The sequence below is a fragment of the Leclercia sp. W17 genome (assembly GCF_003336325.1).
In the GTDB taxonomy this organism is placed as follows: Bacteria; Pseudomonadota; Gammaproteobacteria; order Enterobacterales; family Enterobacteriaceae; genus Enterobacter.
In genome coordinates, this window is the sequence record NZ_CP031101.1 from 4,429,453 (window position 1) to 4,444,582 (window position 15,130).

Below are 15,130 nucleotides of genomic sequence, written 5' to 3' on the forward strand. Positions count from 1 at the left end.
AAAACACTGTAAAAGAGCTCCCCTGTTCCGCCACGTCAGTGCGCGGGCCACTGCTGGCTTTTTGAGGGCGTTAATATGGCGATTCTGGTTACGGGCGGTGCAGGCTATATTGGTTCACATACGGTACTGGCATTACTCGAGCGGGGAGAAGAGGTCGTTGTCATTGATAACCTTTCAAATGCCTCGCAGGAGTCATTAATCCGGGTTGCAGAATTAACGGGCAAACGGCCAATAGTCTGTATTGCTGACATTCTGGATCGCGACGCTTTAAAAACCCTTTTCACTCAACACAGCATCACCGACGTCATTCACTTCGCTGGTCTTAAATCGGTTTCTGAATCTATTGCACACCCTCTCGCCTATTATGAAAATAATGTGGCCGGGACGATGGTGCTTCTACAGGAAATGCAGCAGGCGAGTGTGTCCAGCCTTATTTTCAGTTCCTCGGCCACGGTTTATGGCAATCCCGATACCGTTCCCTTAAGCGAAAAGTCCCCTACCGGCGGTACAACTAACCCATACGGCACTTCCAAGCTGATGGTGGAGCAGATTTTGCGAGATTTCGCGGCGGCGCAACCGCAATTCAGGATCACTTGCCTGCGCTATTTTAATCCGGTGGGGGCGCACCCTTCCGGACGCCTGGGCGAAGATCCAAACGGGATCCCCAATAATCTTGTACCCTATATTTCTCAGGTTGCTATCGGCAAGCTGGCGTGTCTGACCGTCTTTGGCGATGATTATCCCACGCCTGATGGAACGGGCATTCGTGATTATATCCATGTGATGGACCTGGCCCACGGCCACCTGGCGGCGTTGGATCATAAAGACGAAGGGGACGCCTTCAAGGTTATCAACCTCGGTACCGGCGTCGGTTATTCGGTGATTGACCTGATCAAAGCATTTGAAAAAGCGGCGCAGACCAGAATCAATTATCGCATCGTCGGCAGGCGCTCCGGCGATGTGGCAGAGTGCTGGTCAGATTCATCGCTGGCGCGCCAGCTCCTCGGATGGCAGGCGACGCGCAATCTAGATGAGATGATGCGCGACGCCTGGAACTGGCAAAAGAACAACCCCGGCGGGTATAACGCCTGATTACCAGCAGGGTAACAGGTGCCATGAGGCACCTGTTAATTACTGATACTTCAGGTTAAGCCACCAGTCCCAGATCCCGACGTGAAAGTGCTGGAACAGATCTATCTCCAATGCCGATTTGATCATATAGAGCGTCAGCAGCACGCAACACAGCAGGAAAAGCGTGGCGAACAGAATGAGAAAAGTGACCACGATACGCGACAGTCTTGACTCCGGGCGCGACCGCGTGCGGAGATCCCGCCCCAGTAAAAACACCATATAGAGGCGTTTGCCGAAGAAAGGGAAACTTTTACGGATATCGATCCGGTGCCGCGACGCCAAGGTGATCGAGACAATCGCGCTCTCGATCTCCTCTTTTTGCTCAGGCGTCAGCTGAGCGGTAACGTTCTTATCAAGCACTTCGTAAAAACGATCGATAACGATCGGGTTTCTGGGCTTACTGGTCAATTTTAACCTATTGATTTGTCTAATCCGTGGTAAATGGAGACGGTTTTCCTGGCGATTTCATCCCAGTTGTAACGCTTCAGAAAATCGCCGTAATCAACGCGGGGCAAATGCGCCTGACTTGCCATTTTTGCTGCTAAATCAGCAACGTTTCCCAGCTTAAAACTGGTCTCATCCGGCAAACCGACCTCGAGGTTCGGCAGAATATCGCTCACCACCACTGGCAGGGAATAGGACATCGCCTCAAGTAGCGCAATGGGTAAACCCTCATGGTACGACGGCATCACAAAGAGCGACGCCTGAGAGAAGACCACCTGCAACGCCTCGCCCTTTAAAAACCCCGTCATCACTACGCCAGGCGTGTCAAACGCGAGCTGTTTCAAACGCAAACTGTACTCCGAGGGATGATCCGCATCCCCCACCAGCACCAGCGGCAGCGTCAGGCCCGACTGTTGATATGCGGCGATGGCATCATGCATCCCCTTCTCTTCAACAAAACGCCCGACCATCACAATGTAGCGCCCTGGCTGCAAATCATACCGTCCGAGGATCTTATCGATTGTCTCTTTATCCAGTGGGCCCGGCACGTTAACCCCGTTATAAACCAGATGCGCATCATAACGGTGGTATTTCTGCTGGATCAGCTGGTTGATCACCTCGGAGATCACAATCACTTCGTTGGCATACTTCACCGCCACTTTCTCGCCGAGCATCAGGATTTTTTTCGCCGTCTTGCCCCACTTCTGGCGATCGTAATCTGGCCCATGATGGGTAAAGACCACGCGTTTACCCAGCAGGCGTAACAGCGGCACCACGAGGCCCGGTCCGATGGCGTGAACATGCACAATATCGGATCGATCGACGAATGTCCTCAACGCAGCAATAACAGAGTGCACAATGGCCTCAAAACTGCGTTTTTTGGGCGCCCACAGCGCCAGGGTCTCCACGTTTTTGTAGCGTGAGCGCCGGTAGGGTACATAAGGTGACCGGGCGATGACGCAAATCTCCACCTCATACTGCTGGCGGATAGCCGGGTAGAGATTCTGACAATGGGTTTCAACGCCGCCTAAGACATCCGGGATGCCGCGGGTACCCAACACCGTGATTTTTTTTGCCATGTTATCGCCCGTCGAGCAGCTCGCGGTAGAGCGCCTGCAACGTCTCCATGTGCTTACGCAGTGAGTATTTCTGGCAAAGTCGTTCGCGGCCTTTCTGCCCCATCTCCCGGGCCTGCTGCGGATTTTCCGCTATCACGTCCAGCGCATCGGCCAGATCCTGAGCGTTGCCAGGTTCAAACAGCAATCCTTCAATACCGTGTCGTATCTGCTCCGGGATGCCGCCAATGCGGGCCCCCACCACCGGGCGGGCGAACGACATCGCCTCCAGCACCGCCATGGAGCAGTTCTCATAACATTCAGAGGGCAGCACCACCGCCCGGGCATGTTTAATCAGCGCATCCAGCTCCGGTCCCTGTTGCACATAGCCGAGGAACTCCGCATGGGGGAAGGTTTTTACCATGTCGTCATACAGCGGCCCGTGGCCGACCACCTTTAACGGCATTTTATTCCGCATAAGCTGATGCGCCTGAGTCAGCGTCGGCACCCCTTTTTCACGGCTCAGGCGTCCGACATAGAGTAGATAACCTTCATCCGGGCCCTCTTCCGGCTGCTGGCTATCGTCGATACCGTTCACGATGACATCGATACGGGAGTCCGGCAGCGAGCGCCTCAGCTCGTTACGCAGAAATTCGCTCGGGGAGACAATCACGTCCAGCGCCTGATAATTTTGCGCGATGTACTGCCAGGTCGCTTCTAACGACAGCAGCAGACTCTTCGCTGCCGAGCCCTCCTGGCAGCGATAGCGAAACGCATTAAACACGCTGCCGGTCACGCAGGCATCACATACCTTGCCATCACGCAGCATGGAGTAGGAGGGACACATAATTTTATAGTCGTGAGCGGTTAGCACCGTCTTACAGCCGAAATCCCGGGCGACTTTAATCAGCGCAGGCGTCAGCTGATGATAAATATTGTGGAAATGGACGATCTCCGGGCGCGTCTGTTGCAGCAGCGCCACCATTTTTTTGCACGCTTCCCGGTTGTGAATAAAGCTGATGGCGGTTTTTGCTCCCGCCAGCAGGCCGCCCTCTTTGTGGTAATCCACATTAGTGACGAAGTAGTCCGCATAGTCAGAGGGAAAATTTTTCTCGTGCTGCATTGAGAAATCAATCACCTCCACCCCGGCCTCTTTCAGCATGTTACGTTCCTGAAAATAGACCGTTTCAGCTCCTCCTTTGATAAAGAAGAACTTATTCACCAGTAAGACTTTCATTACTCTACCTGCTCATGAATAACTTTATTGCCCGGTGGCACCCTGGGATCGCGAAGGGGGTGGAAAAGGCCTTTAACCAGCCCGGCAGAGAGCACCGCCAGATTAATCACGCTGTTGAGGCCGTTTTTTAATGAGCGGTTGCGAATGGTTTTCAGCAGGATGAAGGCCAGAAGCGGCAGCAACGCAATGTCGATCAGGCTGACGTCGAAAGTGAAGAACACAATCAGAACGATAAAGATGTAACTTGCGAAAATCACTTCGTTTTTCACCAGCATCAGCGCATCGCGAAACCAGGGCTTGCCCCATGCGCTGCGCAGCAGTTCTCCCGGCGCCTGATGAAACCCGCTCTTCCAGCGATAGCGCAGCATTTTAAAGGTCGGCATGGTGTAGGAGGTATGGCGGAAATAGGGCACGTTCAGGCGATGCAGTTTGTAGCCCGCGGTCAGCAGGCGAATGCCCAGCTCCGCCTCTTCATAGGCGTGCAGGCTGCGGTTGGTCAGATAACCGATGTCAGCAATTGCCGACAGGCGATACAGGCCACCACCGCCTAAATGGTCGCAGTCGCCCAGCGGATAGATCTTATTGATGCGCTGTTTGCGGGAGGTAAATTCATAGTTTGAGGCGTCGTCCATCTCCACCGTGCCGGCCACGCCAGCATACTCAGGGTTTTCCTGCAGAAACGCCACCGCCCGATCGATAAAGCCCGCCTCCAGCTCCATATCGCCATCCATCAGCAGAATGAACTCCCCTTCGCTGTGAAGGTAGCCCAGCTGATGCCCGACACCGCAACAGCGGTCTGCCGGTTCGGTTAACGACACCACCATCACCCCTTTATTGCTGGCCAGCTGCTGGGTGTTATCCGTAGAAAGACTGTCGGCAACGATAATTTTATGCGGATACTCCACAATCTGGCTGCGAATACTGTCGATGGTCTTCTCAATACATTCAGCTTCGTTAAACGTTTTAATACTTACGGTAATAAACGGTTTGTACATCAATAGAGCCCCGTATAACGGCGTACGGTCCGGCGGATAATCAAGCTGGAACCTAAAGATAAATAGAATAAGAATTGCAGCATTGGTACGATCATCAGTATCTGACTGTAGGGCAGACTAAGCAGACAGGCGATGGCAAAAACATTAAATGCCGGTGCAAAGCTCAGAAGCTGGAGATCTTGTTTATCAATTTGGTCAACGGATAACAGAGGTTCAGGCTGAACCACTTTCAGTATATAAACAAATAGCCCAATAAATATCAGTGTGCCCACCACGCCCACTTCCCAGAGCAGCATACTCATGGCGGTACTGTCGAGGATCAGGTTATAGACCTGATTCAGGAAACCTGGCGAGAGGAAGCTGCCGCTGTTGGTGGCATTCAGCCCATAGCCGAACAGCGTGCCTGGCAGCCCCGACAGGTCGTTATGCTGGAGCCAGAACGTCAGGGTGGTAAAACGCCCAATCTCCCCGCCTGGCAAGATGAAATTCGGATCGAAAATATAGCTGAGTGAACCAAAGAAAACCGTGAACGGGTTTTCTGACATGTCGATGCCATAGGCTGCGGTATAGCTGTAGGCGAGAATGACAATGGCCAGCCCGATTAACAGTACCATCGCCGCCAGAATGGAGAGCAGCACGGCTAAATTCACCTTACTCGCCTCTTTGACCCAGGAGGGCATAAGCCACACCCAGCCCAGCAACAATGGCGACAGCAGGATCACGAATTTCACTTCACCAATAATGCACATCACAAACCCCAGCGCGATATGCAACGCCATGTTTTTAAAGCTGGTCAGCCCATGCTTATACTCCGAAACCTTCAGCAGCATGATCAGAAGACAGAACAACCCCATCGCCGCGGTGTTGCCGCCGCCCATCGGGTCGCCACCGAACGTCCCCACCACCGAGTCCCATTTTTCCTCTTCGCCGCGTAACGCCACGCGCTGCGGCACCACAAAGAGGAGCTGGTAGAGCGCAACCGGGAACTGGATATAAAAAATCCAGTACAGGCCGCGCGTCACCTGATAGATCTGCGATTCCCGGCAGAACCCCAGCAGCAGGCAGAGCATCACCAGCGAGAGCGCAATCTCATTCTTGAATCCGATCAGGGTGATCAACGCCCCGCCCTGAAACAGGGTCGAAATTCCCGCCAGCACGACAAAGGAGAGATAGAGCGTCAGAACAATCGCTTCCTGAGCATCCAGCCGCACGGGTTCATAACGGGTCTGCAGCACGAGGAAACCGGCCATCAGCATCGTCATAAAGAAGGGGAGCCACAGCACCGCCAGCTCACCGGTGAAGTACTGCACCAGCCCGATGAAGATGAGGGTCAGCAGGGTGAAGGTTTGTAAGTAATGTCCGGTATTAAGATTCATGATGCCACTGACCCGTTTTTCAGAATGTCGGCGCGCTTATTCACCTTCAGGTAGATGAAGGCGTAGCGAATGAACGTCAGAATCGAAAATAAGATAATGGAGGTCGCATAGTCATTGTAGACATACGGCACGATGACAAACGCGATGACCACGATCGCCAGTTGCTCCAGCTGGATCCGCAGGAAATAGCGATGGGAGCCAAAAATCAGCTCAATCACCGTCAGCGGACAGACCGCCAGCGCCGGGAAGAGGTACGGCAGCATATAGCGCGAGGTCGGCACGGAGGCGATCCACTCCTCGCTGAAGCCCAGGTTCATCACAATCGGATAGAAGATGAAGACCCCCAGCGTGCAGATCACCCCCAGCACCAACAGCAGCAGGCGGACCTTCGTATACTCTTCGTAGTTGAAGACGTTGTTTCTGAAATCAATCGACCATTTTGAGAAAATGGTGTTCCGCACCGCATTGCCGACAATCACCACCGGGGCCAGGCAGAAGCGGCTCACCACCGAGAAGTAGCCCGCCGTTAAGGCCGAGAACCAAAAGTTGATGAGCATGATCGGCAGGTTGTTATTAGCCATCGCCAGCACTTCGGCACTGCCCACTTTGGTAATGTGGTGGATATTTTTTTTCAGGAACGCCAGGTTACTGGAGGGCCACAGGTGATGCAGGGTGACGGTGCGAATATCAAACGCCCGCAAGATGCAGGCGCTGGTCAGTGCCATCATCAGGATCGCCCACATCCAGTAAAAGGCCATCACCTGGTGGGTGAGCAGCACGGAGACCACCACCACCACCGAGACGGAGATGCGTTGCACCACCAGAAAGCGAAAGTTTGCCGTACGCAGCGACAGGTTCTCGGCTATCAGCACCCAGGTATTCGAGAGCGTGAGCAGGTAAAGAAAAAGCATATTCTGGTGAAACAGCCAGCCCGTCAGCACCGCATAAGGAATGGCGATGGTCAGGCTTTGCAGAAGACAAAACACCACATTCTGGGCCAGCTCGTCATCCTGTTGTCTGGGGATCAACAGCTGCGAGGCAAAGGTACAGACCTGGGCCCCAATCAGGGCAATACTGTAGTTGAGCGCGTAGAGCCCCACTTCGCCAAGATCGTACTTATGCGAAATGAGCCAGATCGACAGGGCACCAATCAGCTGTGAAATAACTGATGACCCTGCGATCGTGGAGGCGCTCTTGAGAAGACTCATGCCCGGCCTGTGTTATTCATCAGTTCATGCGTATGGTAGTTAAGTGAACGCAGTCCCTCTTTACTCTCCAGATTTTTATCCACGACCTGGTTCAGCACGCCGCCGATAATCACATTGTGGTGGTGGGTCGCTTTCTCAATCGCCGGTCCAGTGGTGTCGGCGGTGTTCAGACCCGCTTTGAGGACAAAGATCAGACCGTCCGTTACCTGGTTAACCAGCTGCACTTCCTGGCTCTGATTCACGGCGGCGACATCGACAATGATGCGCTGGTAGCAGCTACGCAGCGAATCAATCAGCGGTTTTAACCGTTCAGGCGACAGCAACAGCAGCGCCGAGACCGGCGTATTGCCGCGCGGCAGAAAATCGAGATTATCGTTGATCTTCACCAGCACGTTGTCGGTCGCGTTGTCGCCGCGCAGTACTTCTGCCACGCCAGGCGCCTTCGGTGAGCCCAGCTCGCCCGACAGCCCGTCGCTGTTAAAGAAGTCCATATCGATAAGCAGCGTTTTCTGGTCGAAGCTGAAGGAGCTCGCCAGCAGATTCGCCAGCAGCGTCCGTCCCTCGCCGCCTTCCGCAGACGTCACGGTAATCACCTGCAGCGGATGGCTGCTGAGCATGATCTGCGTGCGCATGCTGTGAATAACGTCCGCGTTCAGCGGATCGCTCATCATCAGATCGCTGATTTTGCTGCGTCCGCCCACGCCTTTAAAGCGGCGGATCTCACCCAGCGGCATCAGATTCAGCCGTTTTTGCATCTGGCTGAGGGTATTCACCGACTTGTCCGTGGCCGTTTTCACCATGATGTACATCACGTAGAAGAGCATCACCAGCAGCACAATCATCAGCATCAACAGCGGCTTGTTCGGTTTAGCCGGCTGCGCTGCGGGCACGGCAGGATCGTAGATCTCCGCATCCGCATCGGAATAAGAGCCGGGTAGTGCCAGCTCCTGCGTACGCTGATAGGCCATCTTGTACATCTCTTCCGTTTTATCCAGCGCCAGCTTGAGATCGTTGTAGCCGTCACGCTTCAGGGAGAGCTTCTGGAAGTTCGCTTTCTGCTCTTCCAGCTGCTTCTGGTAATTTTTTTCGTCCGCCAGCGCCGCCTCGTAGGTCTGGCGTATTCCAGCCTCCTGCTCTCTGAGCGTCATCGCCGTTTGCGCCTGAATGGCGCTGATACGCGCCCGGGCCTGGATCACTTTGTCATGCTGGGGACCGTAGGATTTCTCCAGTTGGGAAAGCTCGCTGTTGGCCTGGATCAGGGCAATGCGTAAATCCTGGATCTGGGCGTGATTTGAGATGGATGGCAGCGAAATGACTTGCCCCCGCGAGCCACCGGAGCGGATTTCGTTATAAACAGATTCCGCCGCTACCCGGCGCTCGGTCGCATTCGCCAGGCGGTTGGTGATAATGCCCATCTGCTCCGTTTCAAAGCCATCAACGCCACGGAAGGTTAGCAGCCCCTCTTTTGCCAGATAGCTATCCAGCGCGGTCTTTTGCTGCACCATTTGCTGCTGGAGTTCCTGCAGCTTCTGCTGGTTATCTTCCCTCGCCTTCGCCGTTTTTTGCTGCTTGAGCGCAAGGGTGTAATTAATAAACGACTCCGCCACGCCATTGGCGATATCCGCCGCCAGCTGTGGCGAGGTGGATTCATAGGAGACGGTAGACAAATGGGTCGTACGCACGTTGCTGATCGTCAGATCCTTCTGTAGCGTTTTCAGGGCATGATCAACCCGCTGCTGTTCGTTCGCCGGGGTTGCGCTGCTGCCAGCCCCCTCGCCGTTAAACGCCGGGTTTTGATCGAGTTTCAGCGTGCGAATGGCTTGCTCAAGCACCACGCGTGATTGCATCAGCGCATTTTGCGTTTCGTAGTACCCGTTACGGGTGGAGTCATAGCCTTCCACTTTCTGGAAAGGTGAAACATTGTCCGGCTGAGCTTTAATCAGTACCGTGGCAGTGGAAACATACTTCGATGACATCAAACTCATTAATGGCCAGGCAATCGCCCCGGCAATCACGCCGGAGAGAACGATTTTCCAGGAGTTCTTTTTAATTTCTCTGGCAAATCTGGCGATATCGATAGCGCTTTCTCGCTTTTTGCCATTTTCCACTATTGATAGTTTCATGGTCAGAAGAACCCTATGCCAATAATTACGAGATCGCCCGGGAGAACGGAGTGGGTAACATCAACATTTTCAAGTAACTCACCGGAGGATGATTGACGAATGCTGAGATCCGTACGGTCTGCCCGGTCGGTATAACCCCCCGCAAGCGCGATGGCTTTTTCCACGGTCATACCCGGCTCATAGGAATAGCCATTCGGGTTCTCAACTTCACCAGAGATATAGAACTTACGGAATTCGGCGATATTTACGGTCACCATTGGATTAAGCACAAAGCCATTACGCAGGCGTTGCGTAATCTCTGCATCAACCTGACTGGCGGTTTTGCCCTTTAATTCCAGCTTGCCAATATAGGGGTAATTAATAGCCCCACTATTATCAAGTACTACTTTCATGGTCAGGTCAGGTTGACCGGCAACGTTAATGTTGACGATATCCCCGGAGCCCAGTAAATAATTTGCTGTATCGACCACACTATTGTCCTTTAACGTCGGCTGCGGTGATTTGCAGCCAGCAACAAGGACACTGAGAAGTAAAAACGCGTACAGTTTCATTATTTTCATTTTAAATCTGAACCTTAGCTGTAAGCATAATCAAAGATTGATCGTAGCCCAACGTTTCAGTCACCACGCGATCGTCGTTAGGGCCGATGGTAAAGGTATCGGTATCTTTATTAGACTTAAGCGTATCTAGATGATATTCCACACCAAAGTTAATCGATGGTGTGAGGTCATAACCTACAATAAATGAAAACACGCCATTCTTATCGTGACGGTCCTTGTCCTGATCTTTGTAGTCTTCCGTAATGTATGCGTAATCAAGTAACGTCGTTAACCGGTTGTTCATCCAAAAATGTTTGTATGAAACGCCGTACTCCGTGACTAAATTATATCCTCCCGCTTCGGAAGGGTCTTTAATACTTTGGGATGTTCTTAACGTAAAAAGTGACTGTTGGAGAGGTCGCCATTCACCCAGAATATCCCAGTTAATCCCGTTAAAATCCTTCGAACCCGGGTTATTTTCAAAGGTTTTATAAAGCCACGACACGTTCATATCAACGTTCGTTTTGCCCGTCAGCTGCGACTGAATGCCATAACGCAAATAGTATTCATTACTGTCTTTTTCCGACGCATGGCCATAGCGAAACTGGTTGGTAATAAAACTATAGCGAAAACGCGTCTTAGATGTGTATTGATCGAAAATTTCTGCAATCAGCGTATTTTCGTCCCACTCCTGTTCGCGAATATATTGTGCGAAATCTTCATCCTTACTCTCAACCTGGCCAGTATTGCCGAAGGTCCACTTGCGGTGCATCAACGCCAGGTCTGCCCTTCCACGGCCATCTGGCGCACCGTAACTATAGCGCAGCTCACTGTTGACCAAATTGGTAGTTAACGGTGACCTCACGCCAAATTGCCGGAACTGTTCAGGCAGGAAGCCTTCCGTCACGCCGCGCCCGCGCTCCTCATGGCCAAGGGAATCTTCCAGATTCAGGGTCAGGCCATGCATCAGCCCAAAACGCCAGTCACCTTTAAAGCGGAAAAAGTGATCGTCATAATCATCCGCAGAATCGCTCGAGTAGTGGCGATAATCCCCGGAGTATATCAGCAGGTACTTATCCTGACCTCGCTCCCCGTTCATGCTCAGGACAGGTTTGAGCCCTTGGAAGTCAGAGCCTTTTTCATCGCTGTCGTGAGGCTGGAAAGTCACGTTATCGTTGTGTCCATACTCCACCCCAACGTTGCTCTGAAAGTCGATGCCCGCCCAGCCGATATGTGATTTTGGCGTTAATTCTGCTAACGCGACCGGAGACGCTATCATCCCAGCGATAATAATAATTTTAGTATGCATTCTTACCGACAAATCCCTTAAAAATGGTTTTAATGATGATTTTTATATCTAACCAAAAGGACCAGTTCTGAATATATTCAATGTCGTACTGGACTCGCTTTTCCATTTTATATAGCGCATCAATTTCGCCACGATAGCCATTAATTTGCGCTAAACCTGTGATCCCAGGCTTTACTTTATGGCGAATCATGTAGTTTTCGACCTGCTTACGGTAAAGCTCGTTGTGCGCCACAGCATGAGGCCGCGGGCCGACAATCGACATATTTCCTTGAATAACATTGATGAACTGCGGCAGTTCATCTAGAGACGTCCGACGTAAGAATGCGCCAAAGCGCGTGACCCGGGGGTCATCTCGTGTCGCCTGTATCACCGTGTCGGTATTTTCCATGACTTTCATGGTCCGGAACTTCCAGACTTTGATCTTCTGCCCGCTCAGGCCATAACGATCCTGTTTAAAGAAAACCGGGCCGCGCGAGGTGAGCTTGATGCCGATGGCAATGACGATCATTAACGAGACAATCATTACCATAATCGCGCTGCCCAGCACCAGATCTTCTGCGCGTTTAATAAACGAACCTCCGCCATCCAGCGGCGAAGTGAAAATACCGATCGTTTGTAAGTTATGGATAGAGCGTATCTGCGACGTATTGGTACTGTAAGCGTAAAAATCTGGCACGATGTACGTATTGACAGTGGTGTCGGACATCATGGCTAAAAAATGGCGTATACGTTGCAGCGCCACCATCGGCAGGGCTATGTAGATTTCATCCACTCTGCCCGCCTTCGCCTCCTCCACCAGCTTGATCACCGGCCCGTTATACGGGCTGGTAATTCTTTTCGCCAGTTCACCCAGCCGTTCCGGGCCACGTTCATCGTAGAAGGCCAGCTCCAGTTGCACATCCGCATATTCAAGGCGCAGAGCCTTTTCCGCCGCCAGGCCGTTATCGGTGATCCCGATAATCGCCACTCTGATACGCTTTTTAGCCGACAGCTTAAAAATAATCAGCCGGATCACATAAAGAAAAGGGATCGGCGAGGCATACCAGAGCGGCATTGCCGGGATATTTCGGACATCAATAAAGCTCAGGTAGCCTAAAGAATATAATTTCGCGACTAAAATGCGCACCATGCCGATAAACAGGATGGCTAAAAATGCCGTCAGAAAAAGACGCCGCTGGTTACGTAATTTATTGTTTTTAGGTCGATACAGATAACACTCAGTGTACTCACCAAACAGTAAAAAGGTAATGGAGTACAACAAGCTGATCAAAATCACAGTGTCGAAAGACTCCATTTTCAACCACCAACCGCTGAGCATCAGAATTAAATTAATTGAGAAGAAATCAATTAATTTAATGAATACTGAGTAACCTCCATGGGTGATCTTCTGCGAATTTCTCAGCATGTCCTGACCTACTTATAATTAAGCATCGGTATTACTTTTTTTGTGCTAATTGCACCAGTAAGCGTATTAAAAATAATAAAATGCTGTTTCGCGCAAGAATACGTTACCGAAAAGATTCAGCATCTCAGGGTCTGTCTGCATTCATAACTATGTTGGTGTAAAACCCGGCATACACATCTCTCATAGCGCTCTGAGCGTCGATTTTTTAGAGGCATCTGCTTATATACAGCGTAAGCACTATTCAATCAAAGCGCCAATAAACTTTAGTCGTATTCCTTTTAGGTATGAAAAAAAATGATTACGCAGGCAAAATCAGGAAAACCATAGAAAATATGATCTACCTTATATGCTGTGACGTTATGGTGACGAAAGACGCAAAACCCGGCCGAAGCCGGGTTTTGTTATTTACTCATTGATGCGGGGATGTTGATCGACCAGTCGGGAACGCTTCGCCTGCAGCTCGGCAATTTCAGCATCGATATCTTCTATCTTCTGCTCAATGTTGTCGTGGTGCTCACGCAGGATCTCTTTCGCTTCCTGAAGGTCAGACGCAGCAGGCGTCGCCCCTTTCAGCGGCAGGTTCGCCGTCTCTTTCATATAAATGCCGGTGACCAGACCGATGACCGCAATCACCATCAGGTAATACGCTGGCATCATCAGGTTCTGGGTACTCTCCACCAGCGACGCCGCCAGAGTCGGGGTCAGACCGGCAATCAGCACCGAGATATTAAACGCCGCCGCCAGAGCGCTGTAACGGATGTGCGTCGGGAACATCGCCGGCAGGGTTGAGGCCATCACGCCGATAAAGCAGTTAAGGATCACCGCCAGCATCAGCAGGCCGGCAAAAATTAGCCCGATCACATTGCTGTTGATCATAATGAAGGCCGGGATAGCCAACAAGAACAGCGCGACACTGCCGAAAATAATGAAGGGACGACGGCCAAAGCGGTCGCTCAGCAGACCCATGATCGGTTGGACAAACAGCATCCCCACCATAATGGCGATAATAATCAGTACGCCGTGATCTTCCGAGTAGTGCAGGTTATGCGACAGATAGCTCGGCATATAGGTCAGCAGCATGTAATAGGTCACGTTGGTGGAGATCACCATACCGATACAGGTCAGCAGGCTGCGCCAGTGTTTGGTGGCAATTTCTCTGAACGAGACTTTCGGTCCATCCTGCAGGCCCTCGCGGTCGCCCTGCTCCAGCTTATCAACATGCTGCTGGAACGCCGGGGTCTCTTCTAAGGCGTGGCGCAAGTAGAGGCCGATAATGCCCAACGGCAGCGCCAGGAAGAACGGAATACGCCAGCCCCAGGAGAGGAAGTTCTCTTCACCCACCACGGTAGAGAGCAGCACCACCACGCCCGCGCCCAGTACGAACCCGGCAATGGAGCCAAAGTCGAGCCAGCTGCCCATAAAGCCGCGCTTACGGTCCGGGGAGTACTCGGCAACGAAGATCGACGCACCGGTATATTCGCCCCCGACCGAGAAGCCCTGTGCCATCTTACAGAGCAGCAGCAGGATCGGCGCCCAGATACCAATACTGGCGTACGACGGGATCAGACCAATACAGAAGGTACTGACCGACATAATCACAATCGTGATGGCGAGGATTTTCTGACGGCCATACTTATCCCCCAGCATGCCGAAGAACAGGCCACCCAGTGGTCGGATAAGGAAAGGAACAGAGAAGGTCCCGAGGGCGGCAATCATCTGCACGCTGGGATCGGCATCCGGGAAGAAGACTTTACCTAGCGCATAGGCCACGAAGCCATACACACCAAAATCGAACCATTCCATCGCATTACCGAGCGAGGCGGCGGTGATCGCTTTGCGCAGTTTGCTGTCGTCAATAATGGTGACGTCGCGCAGGGTGATCGGTTTAACTTTTTTCCTTTTAAGCATTGCTATCCTCATAGACTAAGCCCAGTCCTCACCACAGCGCTGAAAAATGCGCTCTATGGAACCCGGGAAGCGCCTCATGCGCATTCTCCTTTCTCAAGCGTAGCAGGTTTACTTACACTGACCTTTCGGAGCGGTACAACCGAACCTGTGACGCCTGTCTGGGCTGTTAATGATGCCCTTACCCTACCAGCGTTTATATTTGTGATCAACTTCACACATTTATTAGGGTTTTTACCGGAAGAGTCAAAACTGTAAATACATGCCAATCAGTTGTTTCTTATGTCTGGCTCGGTAGATATCTTTTCAGCCGTTATTATTTGCTGTGAAATCAAAAAAGAACGACATTATTTTACAATGCATTTACAGCGGTTTTAATAATCAAGAGGCAAATATCGTGTTT

At 51.8% G+C, this 15,130-nt stretch carries 12 protein-coding genes; 1 reads left to right on the forward strand and 11 read right to left on the reverse strand.

The genetic code is table 11. The features are described from left to right. Positions 1-75: 75 nt before the first annotated feature. A complete protein-coding gene (gene galE / locus DVA44_RS21980) occupies positions 76-1,092 on the forward strand; it encodes a UDP-glucose 4-epimerase GalE (protein ID WP_114388129.1) in 1,017 nt (338 codons plus the stop codon). Positions 1,093-1,131: 39 nt separating this feature from the next. On the opposite strand, the gene DVA44_RS21985 is transcribed toward galE, so the two are convergent. The 11 genes from DVA44_RS21985 to proP form a co-directional block, all read right to left on the reverse strand. Further along, positions 1,132-1,539, reverse strand: coding sequence for a hypothetical protein (locus DVA44_RS21985; protein WP_114388131.1), 408 nt, complete (start codon positions 1,537-1,539; stop codon positions 1,132-1,134). Between the two features lie 2 nt (positions 1,540-1,541). Next, positions 1,542-2,654, reverse strand: a complete 1,113-nt coding sequence (locus DVA44_RS21990; RefSeq protein WP_114388133.1) for a glycosyltransferase family 4 protein — start codon at positions 2,652-2,654, stop codon at positions 1,542-1,544. 1 nt (position 2,655) lies between these two features. Continuing rightward, the gene (locus DVA44_RS21995) at positions 2,656-3,867 is read right to left on the reverse strand and encodes a glycosyltransferase family 4 protein (protein ID WP_114388134.1); all 1,212 of its coding nucleotides are present in this window, start codon (positions 3,865-3,867) and stop codon (positions 2,656-2,658) included. After that, a complete protein-coding gene (locus DVA44_RS22000; RefSeq protein ID WP_114388136.1) occupies positions 3,867-4,865 on the reverse strand; it encodes a glycosyltransferase family 2 protein in 999 nt (332 codons plus the stop codon). Before DVA44_RS22000 ends, DVA44_RS21995 begins: the two co-directional genes overlap by 1 nt. Then, a complete protein-coding gene (locus tag DVA44_RS22005) occupies positions 4,862-6,238 on the reverse strand; it encodes a capsular biosynthesis protein (RefSeq protein WP_114388137.1) in 1,377 nt (458 codons plus the stop codon). The genes DVA44_RS22000 and DVA44_RS22005 overlap by 4 nt, the downstream gene beginning before the upstream one ends. After that, positions 6,235-7,446, reverse strand: a complete 1,212-nt coding sequence (locus DVA44_RS22010; RefSeq protein ID WP_114388139.1) for a lipopolysaccharide biosynthesis protein — start codon at positions 7,444-7,446, stop codon at positions 6,235-6,237. Before DVA44_RS22010 ends, DVA44_RS22005 begins: the two co-directional genes overlap by 4 nt. Then, a complete protein-coding gene (locus tag DVA44_RS22015) occupies positions 7,443-9,569 on the reverse strand; it encodes a polysaccharide biosynthesis tyrosine autokinase (RefSeq protein ID WP_114388140.1) in 2,127 nt (708 codons plus the stop codon). The genes DVA44_RS22010 and DVA44_RS22015 overlap by 4 nt, the downstream gene beginning before the upstream one ends. A 2-nt stretch (positions 9,570-9,571) precedes the next feature. Then, positions 9,572-10,129: a polysaccharide biosynthesis/export family protein gene (locus DVA44_RS22020; RefSeq protein ID WP_114388141.1), complete on the reverse strand. Its 558-nt coding sequence runs from the start codon at positions 10,127-10,129 to the stop codon at positions 9,572-9,574. A 1-nt stretch (position 10,130) separates the two neighbouring features. Next, the gene (locus tag DVA44_RS22025; RefSeq protein WP_114388143.1) at positions 10,131-11,417 is read right to left on the reverse strand and encodes an outer membrane beta-barrel protein; all 1,287 of its coding nucleotides are present in this window, start codon (positions 11,415-11,417) and stop codon (positions 10,131-10,133) included. Continuing rightward, on the reverse strand, positions 11,407-12,822 hold the full coding sequence (locus DVA44_RS22030; protein ID WP_114388144.1) for an undecaprenyl-phosphate glucose phosphotransferase: 1,416 nt from the start codon (positions 12,820-12,822) through the stop codon (positions 11,407-11,409). The genes DVA44_RS22025 and DVA44_RS22030 overlap by 11 nt, the downstream gene beginning before the upstream one ends. Before the next feature lie 405 nt (positions 12,823-13,227). Continuing rightward, positions 13,228-14,730, reverse strand: a complete 1,503-nt coding sequence (gene proP / locus DVA44_RS22035) for a glycine betaine/L-proline transporter ProP (RefSeq protein ID WP_114316117.1) — start codon at positions 14,728-14,730, stop codon at positions 13,228-13,230. Positions 14,731-15,130: the final 400 nt, after the last annotated feature.